14 protein-coding genes are annotated in these 14,627 nt (G+C 70.1%); 6 read left to right on the top strand and 8 right to left on the bottom strand.

Going from position 1 to position 14,627, the window contains the following annotated elements; all coding sequences use genetic code 11:
- The first annotated feature begins 105 nt into the window (after positions 1-105).
- Positions 106-1,944, top strand: a complete 1,839-nt coding sequence (locus tag ABZX75_RS06695; protein ID WP_355408573.1) for an NHL domain-containing thioredoxin family protein — start codon at positions 106-108, stop codon at positions 1,942-1,944.
- A 104-nt stretch (positions 1,945-2,048) separates the two neighbouring features.
- On the opposite strand, the gene ABZX75_RS06690 is transcribed toward ABZX75_RS06695, so the two are convergent.
- From ABZX75_RS06690 to ABZX75_RS06670, 5 genes are all read right to left on the bottom strand, one after another.
- Positions 2,049-3,341, bottom strand: a complete 1,293-nt coding sequence (locus tag ABZX75_RS06690) for a M18 family aminopeptidase (RefSeq protein ID WP_355408571.1) — start codon at positions 3,339-3,341, stop codon at positions 2,049-2,051.
- Between the two features lie 101 nt (positions 3,342-3,442).
- A complete protein-coding gene (locus ABZX75_RS06685) occupies positions 3,443-4,171 on the bottom strand; it encodes a hypothetical protein (protein ID WP_355408569.1) in 729 nt (242 codons plus the stop codon).
- Positions 4,172-4,261: 90 nt separating this feature from the next.
- Entirely contained in the window at positions 4,262-6,088 is a 1,827-nt protein-coding gene (locus tag ABZX75_RS06680; RefSeq protein WP_355408567.1) for an acyl-CoA dehydrogenase, read from the bottom strand.
- 117 nt (positions 6,089-6,205) lie between these two features.
- Complete coding sequence (locus ABZX75_RS06675) at positions 6,206-6,568, bottom strand: ATP-binding protein (RefSeq protein ID WP_355408565.1); 363 nt, start codon at positions 6,566-6,568, stop codon at positions 6,206-6,208.
- A complete protein-coding gene (locus tag ABZX75_RS06670; RefSeq protein WP_355408563.1) occupies positions 6,565-6,771 on the bottom strand; it encodes a hypothetical protein in 207 nt (68 codons plus the stop codon). Before ABZX75_RS06670 ends, ABZX75_RS06675 begins: the two co-directional genes overlap by 4 nt.
- A gap of 117 nt (positions 6,772-6,888) precedes the next feature.
- On the opposite strand from ABZX75_RS06670, the gene ABZX75_RS06665 reads away from it, so the two are divergent.
- From ABZX75_RS06665 to ABZX75_RS06655, 3 genes are read left to right on the top strand one after another with little or no spacing between them, the layout of a single operon-like run.
- Entirely contained in the window at positions 6,889-7,740 is an 852-nt protein-coding gene (locus ABZX75_RS06665; protein ID WP_355408562.1) for a helix-turn-helix transcriptional regulator, read from the top strand.
- Positions 7,721-8,023, top strand: a complete 303-nt coding sequence (locus ABZX75_RS06660; protein WP_355408560.1) for a DUF397 domain-containing protein — start codon at positions 7,721-7,723, stop codon at positions 8,021-8,023. Before ABZX75_RS06665 ends, ABZX75_RS06660 begins: the two co-directional genes overlap by 20 nt.
- A 10-nt stretch (positions 8,024-8,033) precedes the next feature.
- Positions 8,034-8,495, top strand: a complete 462-nt coding sequence (locus ABZX75_RS06655; RefSeq protein ID WP_355408558.1) for an SseB family protein — start codon at positions 8,034-8,036, stop codon at positions 8,493-8,495.
- A 108-nt stretch (positions 8,496-8,603) separates the two neighbouring features.
- On the opposite strand, the gene ABZX75_RS06650 is transcribed toward ABZX75_RS06655, so the two are convergent.
- On the bottom strand, positions 8,604-9,014 hold the full coding sequence (locus ABZX75_RS06650) for a hypothetical protein (RefSeq protein ID WP_355408556.1): 411 nt from the start codon (positions 9,012-9,014) through the stop codon (positions 8,604-8,606).
- A gap of 381 nt (positions 9,015-9,395) precedes the next feature.
- Here ABZX75_RS06650 and ABZX75_RS06645 point away from each other — a divergent pair, with 381 nt between their 5' ends.
- Together ABZX75_RS06645 and ABZX75_RS06640 are read left to right on the top strand one after the other, a co-directional pair.
- A complete protein-coding gene (locus ABZX75_RS06645) occupies positions 9,396-10,349 on the top strand; it encodes a pirin family protein (RefSeq protein WP_355408554.1) in 954 nt (317 codons plus the stop codon).
- A gap of 270 nt (positions 10,350-10,619) precedes the next feature.
- Positions 10,620-11,066, top strand: a complete 447-nt coding sequence (locus ABZX75_RS06640) for an RICIN domain-containing protein (protein WP_355409073.1) — start codon at positions 10,620-10,622, stop codon at positions 11,064-11,066.
- 139 nt (positions 11,067-11,205) lie between these two features.
- On the opposite strand, the gene ABZX75_RS06635 is transcribed toward ABZX75_RS06640, so the two are convergent.
- The gene (locus tag ABZX75_RS06635; protein ID WP_355408552.1) at positions 11,206-12,303 is read right to left on the bottom strand and encodes an AI-2E family transporter; all 1,098 of its coding nucleotides are present in this window, start codon (positions 12,301-12,303) and stop codon (positions 11,206-11,208) included.
- A 39-nt stretch (positions 12,304-12,342) separates the two neighbouring features.
- Positions 12,343-14,562 (bottom strand): SpoIIE family protein phosphatase, encoded by a 2,220-nt coding sequence (locus ABZX75_RS06630; RefSeq protein ID WP_355409071.1) that lies wholly within the window; start codon positions 14,560-14,562, stop codon positions 12,343-12,345.
- Positions 14,563-14,627 lie beyond the last annotated feature (65 nt).

Raw genomic sequence — 14,627 nt, 5'->3', positions numbered from 1 at the left:
TGTCAGACCCGGCTGCCAGGCTCCTGCCCTCGTCGTCTCCGTCGTACCGTCCTCTCCGTCGTCACCCCCGCGGGTGCACATGTCCGGGGATGGCACTCTTGAACCATGAACGATGCCGCCCCGGCGCACACCCCCGCGCCCGCGCCCCGACGTGCCCGTGTCCGTGCCCCCGAGCTGGTCGGGAAGGGGGGCTGGCTGAACACCGGTGGTACTCCGTACACCCTCGCTGACCTGCGAGGACGGATTGTGGTTCTCGATTTTTGGACCTTCTGCTGCATCAACTGCCTGCACGTCCTCGACGAGCTGCGCGAGCTGGAGGAGAAGCACCGCGACACCGTCGTGATCATCGGCGTGCACTCGCCGAAGTTCGTGCACGAGGCCGAGCACGCGGCCGTCGTCGATGCCGTGGAGCGGTACGAGGTGCACCACCCCGTGCTGGACGATCCCGAGCTCGCCACCTGGAAGCAGTACGCCGTACGGGCCTGGCCCACGCTCGTGGTGATCGACCCCGAGGGGTACATCGTCGCGCAGCACGCCGGTGAAGGGCATGCGCACGCCATCGCGCGGCTCGTGCAGGAGCTGGAGGCGGAGCATGCCGCCAAGGGGACGCTGCGGCGCGGCGACGGGCCGTACGTGGCGCCCGAGCCGGTGGCGAGCGACCTGCGGTTCCCCGGGAAGGCGCTCGTGCTGCCGAGCGGGAACCTCCTGGTGTCGGACTCGTCGCGGCACCAGCTCGTGGAGCTGGCCGCCGACGGGGAGAGCGTCATACGGCGGATCGGCAGCGGGGAGCGCGGGTTCGGCGCCGACGGGTTCAGCGAGCCGCAGGGGCTGGCGCTGCTGCCCGACGGGCGGGTGGTGGTCGCGGACACCGTCAATCACGCCCTGCGTACGTACGACCCGCGGACCGGCCGCGTCGAGACCGTCGCCGGGACGGGGCGGCAGTGGTGGCAGGGCTCGCCGGCCTCTGGGCCGGCGCTGGAGGTGGACCTCTCCTCGCCGTGGGACGTGGCCTGGTGGCAGGGCAAGGTGTGGATCGCGATGGCCGGCGTCCACCAGCTGTGGACCTGGGATCCCGAGGCCGGGACGGTCGGGGCCGCGGCCGGGACGACCAGTGAGGGCCTGCACGACGGGCCCGCCGCCGAGGCGTGGCTCGCCCAGCCGTCGGGGCTGGCGGCGGCCGGGGACCGGCTGTGGATCGCCGACTCGGAGAACAGCGCCCTGCGGTACGTGGAGGCCACGCCCGACGGGTACGTGATCCGGACGGCCGTCGGCACCGGTCTGTTCGACTTCGGGCACCGGGACGGCGAGGCGGGCCAGGCCCTGCTCCAGCACCCGCTCGGCGTCACCGCGCTGCCGGACGGCTCGGTCGCGGTGTGCGACACGTACAACCACGCGCTGCGCCGCTACGACCCCGCCACCGGGGAGGTCTCGACGCTCGCGACCGATCTGCGCGAGCCGAGCGACGCGGTGCTGGCCGGCGAGGACATCGTGGTCGTCGAGTCCGCCCGGCACCGACTGACCCGGCTGCGGCTGCCGGAGGAGGCGGTGCGCGTCGAGTCCGTGGCGCACCGGACGCAGCGGGCCGCGACCGAGGTGGCGCCCGGCACGCTCCGGCTGGACGTGGTCTTCCAGGCGCCCAGCGGCCAGAAGCTGGACACCCGGTACGGGCCCTCCACCCGGCTGCTGGTCTCCTCGACACCGCCGGAACTGCTGGCGGCCGGCGAGGGCGCGGGGACCGACCTGTTCCGCGAGCTGGCGCTGAACCCGGACCTCACCGAGGGGGTCCTGCACGTCTCGGCGATGGCGGCGTCCTGCGACGACGACCCGTCCAACGAGTACCCGGCCTGCCATGTCCACCAGCAGGACTGGGGGGTTCCGGTGACGGTCACCGCCGACGGCGCCGCCCGGCTCCCGCTGGTGCTCGCCGGACTCGACGCCGAGTAGCGGCAGGGGCGCGAGGGCCGCGAGGAGCCGCAGTACGCCCGAGCCCCGCCCAGGGAACTCCCAAAATCCCCGGGCGGGGCTCAGTGCGCGGCGCTCAGTGGGCCTCAGCCCTCCAGGAACGCGACCAGGGCGTTCGCCAGGAGGAACGGGTCGTCCGCGCCGCACAGTTCGCGGGCGCTGTGCATCGAGAGGATCGCGACGCCGATGTCCACGGTCTGGATGCCGTGGCGGGCGGCCGTGATCGGGCCGATCGTCGTGCCGCAGGGCATCGAGTTGTTGGAGACGAAGGACTGCCAGGGCACGCCGGCCCGCTCGCACGCGGCGGCGAACACCGCGCGCCCGCTGCCGTCCGTCGCGTACCGCTGGTTGACGTTGACCTTCAGGATCGGGCCGCCGTTGGCGCGCGGGTGGTGCGAGGGGTCGTGGCGCTCCGCGTAGTTGGGGTGCACGGCGTGGCCGGTGTCGGAGGACAGGCAGATGGTGCCCGCGAAGGCCCGGGCCCGGTCCTCGTACGAGCCGCCGCGCGAGAAGACTGAACGTTCCAGCACGTTCCCCAGCAGGGGGCCGTCGGCGCCGGTGTCCGACTGGGAGCCGTTCTCCTCGTGGTCGAAGGCGGCCAGGACCGGGATGTGGTCGAGCTGTTCGGCCGTGGACACGGCGGCCAGCGCCACGATCCCCGCGTGCACCGACAGCAGGTTGTCCATCCGGGGGCCGGCCACCAGCTCGCGGTCGCGGCCCAGGTAGGCGGGCGGCTCAATGGAGTGGACCATCAGGTCCCATCCGGCCACCGAGCCCTGGGGCAGGCCCTCTTCCTCCTCCAGGAAGGCGATCAGGTCACCCTCCTGGACCTCGCCCAGGCCCCAGATCGGCTGCATGTGCCGCTGCTTGTCCAGCTTGAGGCCGTCGGTGTTCACCGACCGGTCCAGGTGGACCGCGAGTTGGGGGACGCGCAGCAGTGCGCGGTCCACGTTCACCAGGCGCTCGCTGCCGTCCCGCAGGGTCAGCCGCCCGGCGAGGCCCAGGTCCCGGTCGAGCCAGGTGTTGAGCAGGGTGCCGCCGTAGATCTCGACGGCGATCTGCCGCCAGCCCTGTGAGCCCGTGTCCGGAAGCGGCTTGACCCGCAGGTTGGGGGAGTCGGTGTGCGCGCCGACGATCCGGAACGGGGTGTGCGCGGCCGCGCCCTCCGGGACGTACCAGGCGATGAGAGCTCCGCCGCGGAGTACGAACTTGCCCCCCGTGCTCGCATCCCAGGCGTCCGTTTCCGACAACTGCCTGAAGCCTGCCTTTTCCAGCCGCTCGGCCGCATTGGCCACGGCGTGGTACGGCGACGGACTGGCCGTCAAAAAGGTCATCAGATCGTCGGTGTGGCCGCGGTCGAAGCGGGCGGGAGAGCTCATGTGGTTCACCTTAACGACGGTCGTGTTCGCCATGGCCGGACTGCGGCGGATAGCCGAGAGGTGGGGGTCCGCGAGGTCGGTGGTCTGCGGTCCCGCCCGTCTCAGCCCGGCGGGCGCTCGAATCTGCGCTGGAGCTGTCTGCGCTCGCCCCGGCGGATGCGCGGGAGCATCTCCGGGATCTGCGCGGAGCGCTGCGCGCGTCTCTTGCGTCCGGCGCAGAAGATACAGCCCTCGCCCGGGGGCGCGTCCGGGTCGATCGGTGCGCCGGGGTGCTCGGAGCATCCCGAGGCGTTGCGCGGCCGTGACAGCTCGCGGGCCACGATGAAGGCGCGGTGGAGGTCGTCGGCGATGCGGACGAAGTCCTGGTCGGGTGAGCCGAGCGTCAGGTGGAAGCGCTGCTCCTCGATGGTGCGCAGGTGGTGGCGCAGTCCGTCGAGGGTGTACGGGGGCTCCGGCACGGGGTAGCCCAGGCGCCGCTGCTCGGACGAGGCGCTCGCCGCCCGGCCGCCCTGCAGCCGACGGCCGAGCCGGCGCCGGTCGTTGCAGATGAGGCAGCGGCCCCAGCCGTCGGGCGCTTCGGGATCGAGGGCGCCGTTGGGGTGCTCGGAGCAGCCGGTGTAGCTCTTGGCGGGTGCCAGGGCGGCGGCCGTCTGGAAGGCCACGTAGAGGGCGTCGGCCACTCCGTCGTACTCGGCGGGGTGCGCGCCGTCGTACAGGTCCTTGACGCGGTCGCCGAGCGCGCCGATGTTCGCCTGCAGCTCCTTGAGGGCGTACGGCCGCCCGGTCGGGACGGAGTACCCCCTGCTGCGGTGCTGCTCCATTGGACTCATGTCTAAGAGCGTCCCACGAACCGCTGACAACTGTGGCCGGACCCCCGCCGAGGAGGGTCCGGCCACCGTGCGCGCGGGTGCGGGCGCGGCCTAGAAGGCGGCCTCGTCGAGCTCCATGAGGGAGTTGTCGACGGCCTCGGCCAGCTGGCGCTGGACCGAGACGCCGGGCAGGACCTGCGCCGCGAAGAACTTCGCTGCGGCGATCTTGCCGGTGTAGAAGGGGACGTCCTTCGGGGAGGCCGTCGTCAGCTTCTCGGCGGCCACGGCCGCGCCCTTGAGCAGGAGGTATCCGACGACGACGTCGCCGGAGGCCATGAGCAGGCGGGTGGTGTTCTGGCCGACCTTGTAGATGTTCTTGACGTCCTCGCCGGTGGCGGTGAGGTCGACGATCATCTGGCCGACGATGGCCTCCAGGTCGACGGCGGCCTTGGCGAGCGCGTCCCGGGCGCCGGCCAGTTCTTCGCCGCCGACGGCCTCGGCCAGGAACTTCTTGATCGTCTCGGAGAGGACGTTCAGCGAAGCACCCTGGTCGCGGACGATCTTCCGCAAGAAGAAGTCCTGACCCTGGATGGCCGTGGTGCCCTCGTACAGCGTGTCGATCTTGGCGTCGCGGATGTACTGCTCGATCGGGTACTCCTGCAGGTAGCCGGAGCCGCCGAAGGTCTGCAGGGACTGGGCGAGCAGCTCGTAGGACTTCTCCGAGCCGTAGCCCTTCACGATCGGCAGGAGCAGGTCGTTCAGGCCGACCAGCGCGGAGGCGTCCTCGCCCGCGGCCTGCTTGAGCTGGATCTCGTCCTGGACGGAGGCGGTGTACAGGACGAGGGCGCGCATGCCCTCGGCGTACGCCTTCTGCGTCATGAGCGAGCGGCGCACGTCGGGGTGGTGCGTGATGGTGACCTTGGGGGCGGCCTTGTCCATGAAGTTCGCCAGGTCCGGGCCCTGCACGCGCTCCTTGGCGTACTCCAGCGCGTTCAGGTAGCCGGTCGAGAGGGTGGCGATGGCCTTCGTGCCGACCATCATGCGGGCGAACTCGATGATCATGAACATCTGGCGGATGCCGTCGTGCTTGTCACCGATCAGCCAGCCCTTGGCGGGGTGCTGGTCGCCGAAGGTCATCTCACACGTGTTGGAGGCCTTGAGGCCCATCTTGTGCTCGACGTTCGTGGCGTAGACGCCGTTGCGCTCGCCCAGCTCGCCGGTCTCCCAGTCGAAGTGGAACTTCGGTACGAGGAAGAGGGACAGGCCCTTGGTGCCGGGGCCGTGGCCCTCGGGGCGGGCGAGGACGTAGTGGAGGATGTTCTCCGACATGTCGTGCTCACCGGACGTGATGAAGCGCTTCACGCCCTCGATGTGCCAGGAGCCGTCGGCCTGCTGGATCGCCTTGGTGCGGCCGGCGCCGACGTCCGAGCCGGCGTCCGGCTCGGTGAGGACCATGGTCGAGCCCCACTGCTTCTCCACGGCGATCTCGGCGATCTTCTTCTGCGCCTCGTTGCCCTCTTCCCACAGGACGCCGGCGAAGGCCGGGCCGGAGGAGTACATCCAGACGGCCGGGTTCGCGCCGAGCAGCAGCTCCGCGTACGCCCAGATGAGGGAGCGGGGCGAGGTGGTGCCGCCGATCTCCTCGGGCAGGCCCAGGCGCCAGTACTCGGAGTCCATGAAGGCCTGGTAGCTCTTCTTGAAGGAGGCCGGGACCGGCGCGGTGTTGGTGGCCGGGTCGAAGACCGGCGGGTTGCGGTCGGCGTCCTCGAAGGAGGCGGCCAGCTCGTTCTCGGCGAGGCGGGCCAGCTCGGACAGCACGCTCTTGGCGGTCTCCGTGTCCATCTCACCGAACGGTCCGGTGCCGTACAGCTTGTCGCGTCCGAGCACCTCGAAGAGGTTGAACTCGATGTCGCGGAGATTCGACTTGTAGTGCCCCATGGCGACGGCTCCGTTAAGGCTCGGTGAGACGGTTTCCTCGTGCAATACCAATCGGTAACAACATGATGCTACCCACGGGTAATAACGGCAACCCTTCCGGGCCGACTGTGACCAGGGTCAAAGCTCGCACCAGACCGTCTTGCCGTCGGGTTCCTGCCGGACACCCCAGCGCAGGGCGACGGCATCGAGCAGGGCCAGCCCACGCCCGGATTCGTCGGTGTCCGTCGCCTGGCGCGGCACGGGCCACTCGCGCGCATCGGGATCGGTGAGCTCGACCCGCGTACGGGTTGCCCTTCCGGTGATGCGCAGGGTGACGGGTGTGCCTTCGCCGAGGTGCGCGATCACGTTGCTCAGCAGCTCGCTGACGCACAGCTCCGCGTCGGGACAGGCCTCGCTCCCGAGGTGCTCGCGCACGGCGTGGCGGAGGAGGGGGACGGCTTTGGGGACGGCGAGCAGCCGGATGGTGAGGGCCGCGTTCACCGCGTGGCCAGGGCGGTGACCAGGAGCCGGGCGGTGGCCACGTTGCAGTTGCCGAGGGTGATGAGGGGCGGCGTGCCGTAGCTACTGGCGTAGGAGGGGAGGTGGATGTCGAGTGAGGGCAGCACGATGCCGTGCGCGGCCAGGGCTGCGCGGAGCTGGTTGAGGGCGTCGATGGCTTCGCGGTCGTGGGGGTGGTCGCTCATGGGGCCTTCGCTTCCTTTGCGGACTGTGACGAACTGGTCACAGGCTGGCGCGGGTCGGCGTACCGTGGGAAGGGTTTCGGATTGCGCTGGGCAAGTGGCAAATGGCGGTGGTCTGTTGTGCCCCCTCGTAAGGACACCGACGCGTCGGCGAATGTCCCCTCCTTCTACGGCGCCGAGCTGCGCTACAAGCGGGAGGCGGCCGGGCTCACGCTGGAGCAGCTGGCGGACGGCAGCTTCAGGGGCGTCCCGTTCCTGAGCCAGATCGAGCGCGGCGAGCGCCGGATGCCGCCGGATCTGGCCCGGCACGTGGACGCGAAGCTGGGGACGGACGGCTTTTTCGAGCGCCGCTGTGAAGATGCGCGCAAGGCGAAGCAGTCGGGGCACGCGGAGTACTTCGCGGACGTCGCGGAGATGGAGCCGGGCGCCCGGACGATCGAGGACTGGGCGCCGATGCTCGTGCCGGGGCTGCTGCAGACGGCCGCATACGCGCGGGCTCTCACGCGGGCCGCGATGCCCCGGGCGCTCGACAGCGAGGTTGAGGAAAAGGTGACCGCCCGCATGGCGCGGGCTCGGCTGTTCGGACAGGAGAGCCCTCCGGAGTACTGGGCGATCCTGGATGAGTCGCTGATCCGACGGCCGGTGCTTGACGCAGAGGCGACGGCCGAACTGTTGGAGCACATCGCGCACGTAATCAGAACCACTCGATCCATTTTGCAGATCGTTCCGGAAACCGCTTCCGCCCACCCGTTCATGATGGGCATGGCCAGGTTGATGACCTTCGGGGATGCGCCCCCCGTGGTGTACACCGAGAGCCTGCACAGCGGGCAACTCATCGACTATCCGGCGCTCGTCCAGGAGTACCGCAGGTCGTACGATCTGCTCAGGGCTGCCGCGCTGTCACCTGAGGCGTCCTTGGCGAGGATCGACGCAGCTGCAGAGGACTTCCGACATGGCAAGCACCGACATTGACTTGACGTCCGCCTACTGGCGCAAGAGCAGCTACAGCAACGGCACCGGTGGCGAATGCGTCGAGATCGCCGAAGGCTTCCCTGGAGCCGCGCGCTGGCGTAAGAGCAGCTACAGCACCGCCCCTGAGGGGCTATGTGTCGAGGTCGGCGACGGCCTGGACGGGATCGTCCCGGTACGGGACTCCAAGAGGCCCGGCGGGCCCGCGCTCATCATCGGCGCGGCCGCGTGGGTCCCGTTCGTCGCCGGACTCAAGGCGGCTCCGGCCGGGGCGGCGGCTCGGTAGGCTTCGCCTCATGTACGGCTACGACCAGAACCCGGGTGCCCAGCAGCAGTACGCCCCGCCGCAGCAGCAGATGCCCGGCGCGGGGTACGAGCAGCCGCTGTACCCCGAGCCGTCCCCGCCTTCACTCGCGGACGCGGTACGGGCCTTCACCACCGGGCAGCTCGCCGCCGAGGACTTCCAGCAGATCTTCGCCACCTCGAAGGTCTACTGCCCGCGCGGCGAGACCCCCGGCTTCCTCGCGCTGCACAACACGCAGCAGCCGGTCATCCCGATGTTCACCACGCTCAAGGAACTGCGCCGGTACGCCGGCAAGGAGTCCAAGTACTTCGTGATCACCGGCGCCGAGGTGATCGACCTGCTACCGACCGGCTACGGCTTCGTCCTCGACATGGAGGGCGACCACCGCATGGTCTTCGACGCGAAGGCGGTCGAGCAGATGGTCGACTTCGCGATGCGCCGCATGTACGGCTGAGGATCCCGCGAGGTTGACCGTGTCCGGGCGGCCGAGATGCGTGGCGGAACGGCCGGGCGGGAACGGCCCCCGCCGTTCCCGCCCGGTGTCACTCAACCTGCACCATTACTAGTGGTCGTTGAAGTACACGTAATACTCGGAATCCCTATTGTCCGAGGGCTCAATCGAGACCGAGAAGCCAATGTTGTGGTTTTCCGGAAGGTTGTACACGCCGCCGTCCGACGCGCTCCGGTAACTGCACTTCCCGTCGTTCTGGGTGTCGGTGAGGCTGTACAGGAAATCGCCGGTCATGTGGTCGAAGACGTTGACCCACGCCTTCTTGCCGTCGGTCTTGGTGTCGCAGACCTTCACATGGTCGCCATGCTCCTCGAAGTAGGCCGCCGCGGCGCTGCCGCCATCACGCATCGGCCCGTGGTCCCAGTCGATTGCCGCCTGAGCAGAGCCCGGCGCCATGGCCACTGCGAACGCCGCCATGGTCAGTGCGGATATTCCGCCCTGAACGATTTTCTTGCTGCGCAATTCACTCTCCCCTGTTTTGCGGTTACAACCGTGTGAGGCTAACAGCAGAAGGCGGGTCTTCACCGGTCGGACCGCTTGTGAGGCGAGCTTATCGAGAAGTCGTGACAATTCTCGGATATCTTTTCAGGCGTTGAACACTTTTAGTGCCTAACGGCCGTGGGGGGATGATCAGGACTTATGGCGCTTCCGGGCCGCTGGTGGTCCGGACGGTCAGGAGCTCTGGGACTGCCGGACGGTCCTCGGCCGGGAGGCCGGCGCGGGTGACCGTAGGTCAGGCCGGGCGGAGCCCCGGGGGAATGTCCTCCGGGGCTCCGCTGTTCTGTGGGGTGTGGCAGAAAGTTCGAGTTTCAACTAAACTCGAAGCAGAAGGAGGTCCTGACCATGCCCGCAGTGACTGTTGAGAACCCGTTGACGCTTCCGCGTGTGGCCGAGCCGCAGGCGGTGGTCCCGCGCAAGGTGCTGGCCGTCACCACCGCTCCCAGCGGGTTCGAGGGTGAGGGATTCCCCGTGCGACGCGCCTTCGTCGGCGTCAACTACCAGTACCTCGACCCGTTCATCATGATGGACCAGATGGGCGAGGTGGACTACGGAGCCGGGGAGCCGAAGGGGACCCCGTGGCACCCGCACCGCGGCTTCGAGACCGTCACGTACATCATCGACGGCACCTTCATCCACCGGGACTCGCACGGCGGCGGCGGGGTCATCACCGACGGCGACACCCAGTGGATGACGGCGGGCTCCGGCCTCCTGCACATTGAGACCCCGCCGGAGTCGCTCGTCGCGTCCGGCGGACTGTTCCACGGCCTGCAGCTGTGGGTGAACCTGCCCGCCAAGGACAAGATGATCGCGCCGAAGTACCAGGACATCCGCGGCGGCACCGTGAAGATGCTCGCCTCGCAGGACGGCGGCGCCCTGATCCGCCTGATCGCGGGTGACGTCGCGGGCCACGCCGGCCCTGGTGCCACGCACACCCCGATCACGATGATCCACGCGTCGGTGAACCCGGGCGCTGAGGTCACCCTGCCCTGGCGAACCGACTTCAACGCGCTCGCGTACGGCCTCGCGGGCAGTGGCGCGGCCGGAGCCGAGCGCCGTCCGTTCCGGATGGGTCAGTCGGTCGTCTTCGGTGATGGCGATTCGCTGACGATCCGTGCGGACGCGGCGCAGGACACGCGCAGCGCGAACTTCGAGGTGGTCCTGCTGGGCGGCCTCCCGATCCGCGAGCCGATGGCTCACTACGGCCCGTTCGTCATGAACAGCCACGCCGAACTGTCCCAGGCGTTCGACGACTTCCAGGCGGGGCGACTGGGGACCATTCCGGCCGGGGGCATCTGACCGCGGCGCAGACGGGCCCTTGGTGCAGGGCATATGCGCGAGACGGGGCACGCGGAGGGCAAGACGAGCGGGTTGACCGCGGCCCCGGTTTCCGCTTGCGAACCATCCGAGTACGGCGAGCATGGGGGGCCTTGCGCCAGTGAGCCAGGCCACAGGGTGTGATCAGTAATTCGCTACGCGTACTGAGGTTCGAGTAGCTAGCGTTTCTCTTCGTGCGGGGGGCACGCCCCTGCGCGACTCATTTGAGGGGGAAGCGTGTCGAGCGTGAGCATGAAGAAGAAGGCCGCCCTGGCTCTCGGTGGCGTGTCCATGGCCGCGGCTCTTGTGGGGCTGGGTGCGGCGCCGGCGTCGGCGTTGACGTACGGCAAGCTCATCAACACGTCTACCGGCTTCTGCCTGGACGGCGATGGCGCCAAGATCTACCCGAGCAAGTGCAACGGTGGCAACTACCAGCAGTGGGCGTTCGAGAAGAAGGCCAACGGCTACTACCGGCTCAAGCAGAGTGCCACTCTGAAGTGCCTGGACGCGAACGTCGACGGCAAGGTGCGCATGAACCCGTGCAACGACGGCACCTACCAGGAGTTCTCGCTCAGCCAGAACACCTACGGCTACCAGATCCGCAGCCGGAAGTGGAACAAGTGTCTGGACATGAACTCTTCCCCGGCCATCTACACGCACGCGTGCAACACGGGCAACTACCAGCGCTGGCACCGGTGATCGGTAGATGAGTCGATCGCGTGGCCCGGCCCTCAGGGGCCGGGCCACGCGTGGTCAACCCGGGCGCGGGTCCGCGGGTGAGGACCGCCGGCCCGTTCACACCGGGCAGACCGCCGTCTTCGGCGAGGGCAGGCGGTGGCTACCCCTCGGTGGCGGGTTCGGGCGCCTGGGGCGCGTACCGGACCCGGAGTTCCGAGATCACCCCGAACACGGCCGCGGTCAGCGGTACGGCGAGCAGCATCCCCAGGATCCCGGCCACGGTCGCGCCCGCGGTGATCGCCACCATGACCACCGCCGGGTGCATCTGGACGGTCCGGCTCTGCACCACGGGCTGGAGCAGGTTGCCCTCGATGACCTGCACGGCAAGCACCACGCCGAGGGCCCACAGACCGATCACCCAGCCCCGGTCGGCGAAGGCCACCAGGACCGCCACGGCGCCGGAGATGACCGCGCCCAAGTACGGGATGTAGGCGCCGACGAAGACCAGCGCACCCAGGCCCACGGCACCCGGCACCCGCAGCACCAGCAGGCCCACGGTGATCAGGATCGCGTCGATGAGCGCGATGAACGTGGTCCCGCGCATGAAGCCCTCGACGGCCTCGAAGGCACGCCGGGCCATCGCCTCCAGCATGTCGCCCGTGCGGTGCGGCGCCAGCGAGCGCAGGGTGCCGGCGGCGTGGTCGGAGTCGCGCAGGAAGAAGAAGATCAGCAGGAGCGCGAGGATCGCGGTGGCGATCACCTCGCCGACGACGCTGATGCCGCTGATGACGCCGGAGGCGGCCGTACCGCCGAACTTGGCGAGCAGGTCCTTGGCGTTGGCCGCGAGGTCCTCCAGTGAGGTCCCGGCCGCCCCGAAGTGCTCGGCGAGGTCCCGGCCCGCGCGCCGGAGGGAGGCGACGATCTCGTCGCCGGTCTCGATGAGCGCGGCGACCACGATGTACGCCGCCCCGCCCACGACCCCGACCACGGCGAGGCAGGTGAGCGCGGCGGCGAGGGAGCGGTTCACCCCCATCCCGACCAGCCGCCGGTGCATCGGCCCGAGCAGCGCGGTGCCCAGGAGCGCCAGCAGCACGGGTGTGACGGCGGTCTGGAGGACGATGCACAGCCAGATCGCGACCGCGACGACACCGGTGACCAGCAGGAAGACGGCGCACCAGGCGGCGAGCCGGCGCACCGGATCGGGGAGCAGGGGCGGGCGGGAGCCGGGGGACGCCGGCGAAGTCGGGGGAGTCAACACCGCTGTATCCAACCACGGTTGCCGCCGCCGGCCCGGGGGTCAGGCCAGCGGGTCGGGCCCGGGCTTCGACTGCTCGTTCAGCTCGAACCAGATGGACTTGCCCTCGCCCCGGGGATCCACGCCCCACGCGTCGGCCAGCATCTCCATCAGCAGGACGCCGCGGCCGCTGGAGGCCATCTCGCCGGGGTGCCGCTTGTGCGGAGGCTCGTCGCTCGAGTCGGCCACCTCGACGCGCAGCCGGCGCTCGCCCAGCTCGCCCGACGCCTCCGCCATCAGCAGCGCGTCGCCGTCGGTGTGCGTCAGGACGTTCGTCACCATTTCGGAGACCATGAGCACCGCCGAGTCCACCTGCTCGGCGTCCGCCCAGTCGTGCAGCAGTTCCCGGATCTGCCGCCGGGCGCCCGCGATCCGTTCCGGTTCCGCCTGGGCCACCGTCAGCACCGTACGGCGCGCCGGGCGCGCCGGGTGCAGCAGCGAGGTCCCGCAGCCGCAGCCCTCGCCCTCGCGGCACAGCAGCACGACGGCTATGTCGTCCTCGCGCCGGTCGGCCAGCGGGCCGGTGGTGTGGTGCGAGGACGGTCCGTGGACGGCCTGGACCAGGCGGTCCGCCAGCTTTTCGAGAGCGTCCGTCTCCAGACTTCCCGACGCGGGCGTTCCGGACTCCAGGACGGCGCGCAGGCGGGCCCAGCCCGTGTCCAGGTCGTGTCCGCCGGTCTCGATGAGCCCGTCGGTGCACAGCATCATCGTCTCGCCGGGCTCCAGGGTGAACCGGGTCGTGGGGTAGTCGGTGTCCGGGACGATTCCCAGGGGCAGGCCGCCCGCGGTGGGCCGCATCAGGACGGTGCCGTCCGCCATGCGGATCGCGGGATCGGGGTGGCCGGCGCGCGCCACCTCCAGCATTCCGGTCTGCGGGTCGCACTCCACGTACAGACAGGTCGCGAAGCGGGGGCTCTGGTAGTCCGAGGCCAGGGCCGACGCGGGGGCTGACGCCGGGGCCGGGCCCGCGGGTGAGTCCTCGTACCCGTCGGACTCGTGGGAAGAGCTCAGCCCCGCCAGGAAGCGGGAGGCGCGGGACAGCACCGCGTCCGGGCGATGGCCCTCCGACGCGTACGCCCGTACCGCGATCCGCAGCTGCCCCATCAGACCGGCCGCGCGGACGTCGTGGCCCTGGACATCACCGATGACCAGCGCGAACCGCCCCGACGGCAGCGGGATCATGTCGTACCAGTCGCCGCCGACCTGGAGGCCGCCGCCCGTCGGGACGTACCGCGCGGCGATCCTCATGCCGGGGATCTCCGGGCCGAGCTGCGGCATCATCGACCGTTGCAGGCCGGTGGTGAGTTCCCGCTCGGATTCGGCCACCCCGGCGCGCTGGAGGGCCTGGGCCAGCATCCGGGCCACCGTCGTCAGGACGGAGCGTTCGTCGGGGGAGAAGGTCACCGGGTGCTTGAAGGCGGCCATCCAGGCGCCCATGGTCCGCCCGGCCACGACGAGCGGCAGGAACGCCCAGGACACCCGTCCGAAGCGCTGCGCGAGCGGCCAGGTGAGCGGGAAGCGCCGTTTGTACTCCTCCGGCGTGGGCAAGTAGATCGCCCGGCCGGTACGGACGACCTCCGCGGCCGGATAGTCCGTCTCCAGCCGCATGTCCGTGAAGGGCTCCTCGTCCCCGGGGTCGTGCCCGTGGTGGCCGATGATCGACAGCCGGTCCCCGGCCACGCCGAAGACGGCCAGACCGTCCGGGTTGAAGCCGGGCATGGACAGCGACGCCGCGACCCGCAGCACCTCCGCCGTGGACCGGGCCTCCGCCAGCGCCCGGCCCGCGTCCAGCAGGAACGCCTCGCGGGAGCGCCGCCAGTCGCCGGTGATCGGGGTGTGCGCGGCGGTGGTTCCCGGCTGCGGCTCGGCGATCTCCTGGATGGTGCCGATCAGCTCGTAGTCCAGGCGCCCGTCGGCCGTCCGGTTCTCCACCGGCTTGGAGCGGCTGCGTACGGTCCGCAGCACCCGCCCGTCCCCGTCCATGATCCGCAGCCGTGCCTCGGCGAGGGTGTTCTCGGCCACGGCGAGGGTCACGATGCCGTTGATCTCGTTCCAGTCCACGGGGTGGAAGCGGGAGCGTACGGCCACCTCCGGAAGCACCACGGGCTCGGCGGGCAGCCCGAGGAGCCGGGCGGCCTCGCCGTCTAGGGTGACCGTCCCGGAGGCGTTGTCCCATCGCCACAGGCCCGTCGCGATGGCGGCCAGGACATCCTCGGTGCGCACACTGGTCATCTTTACAGGTCATACGACTGAGGTGCCTGTTCGCGGTGTCGACCGGGCGCGTCAAC

It is taken from the genome of Streptomyces sp. NPDC003038 (assembly GCF_040611115.1).
GTDB lineage: Bacteria > Actinomycetota > Actinomycetes > Streptomycetales > Streptomycetaceae > Streptomyces.
The sequence above is the reverse complement of the archived record's forward strand: the minus strand, read 5'-3'. Positions and strand labels throughout refer to the sequence as shown.

Excerpts from the sequence above, each read along its gene's own strand:
- ABZX75_RS06645 (WP_355408554.1), top strand. The coding sequence starts at position 9,396 with ATGCCCGCAGTGACTGTTGAGAACCCGTTGACGCTTCCGCGTGTGGCC.
- ABZX75_RS06680 (WP_355408567.1), bottom strand. The coding sequence starts at position 6,088 with ATGGGGCACTACAAGTCGAATCTCCGCGACATCGAGTTCAACCTCTTC.
- ABZX75_RS06690 (WP_355408571.1), bottom strand. The coding sequence starts at position 3,341 with ATGAGCTCTCCCGCCCGCTTCGACCGCGGCCACACCGACGATCTGATG.
- ABZX75_RS06695 (WP_355408573.1), top strand. The coding sequence starts at position 106 with ATGAACGATGCCGCCCCGGCGCACACCCCCGCGCCCGCGCCCCGACGT.
- ABZX75_RS06685 (WP_355408569.1), bottom strand. The coding sequence starts at position 4,171 with ATGAGTCCAATGGAGCAGCACCGCAGCAGGGGGTACTCCGTCCCGACC.
- ABZX75_RS06655 (WP_355408558.1), top strand. The coding sequence starts at position 8,034 with ATGTACGGCTACGACCAGAACCCGGGTGCCCAGCAGCAGTACGCCCCG.
- ABZX75_RS06640 (WP_355409073.1), top strand. The coding sequence starts at position 10,620 with ATGAAGAAGAAGGCCGCCCTGGCTCTCGGTGGCGTGTCCATGGCCGCG.
- ABZX75_RS06660 (WP_355408560.1), top strand. The coding sequence starts at position 7,721 with ATGGCAAGCACCGACATTGACTTGACGTCCGCCTACTGGCGCAAGAGC.
- ABZX75_RS06670 (WP_355408563.1), bottom strand. The coding sequence starts at position 6,771 with ATGAGCGACCACCCCCACGACCGCGAAGCCATCGACGCCCTCAACCAG.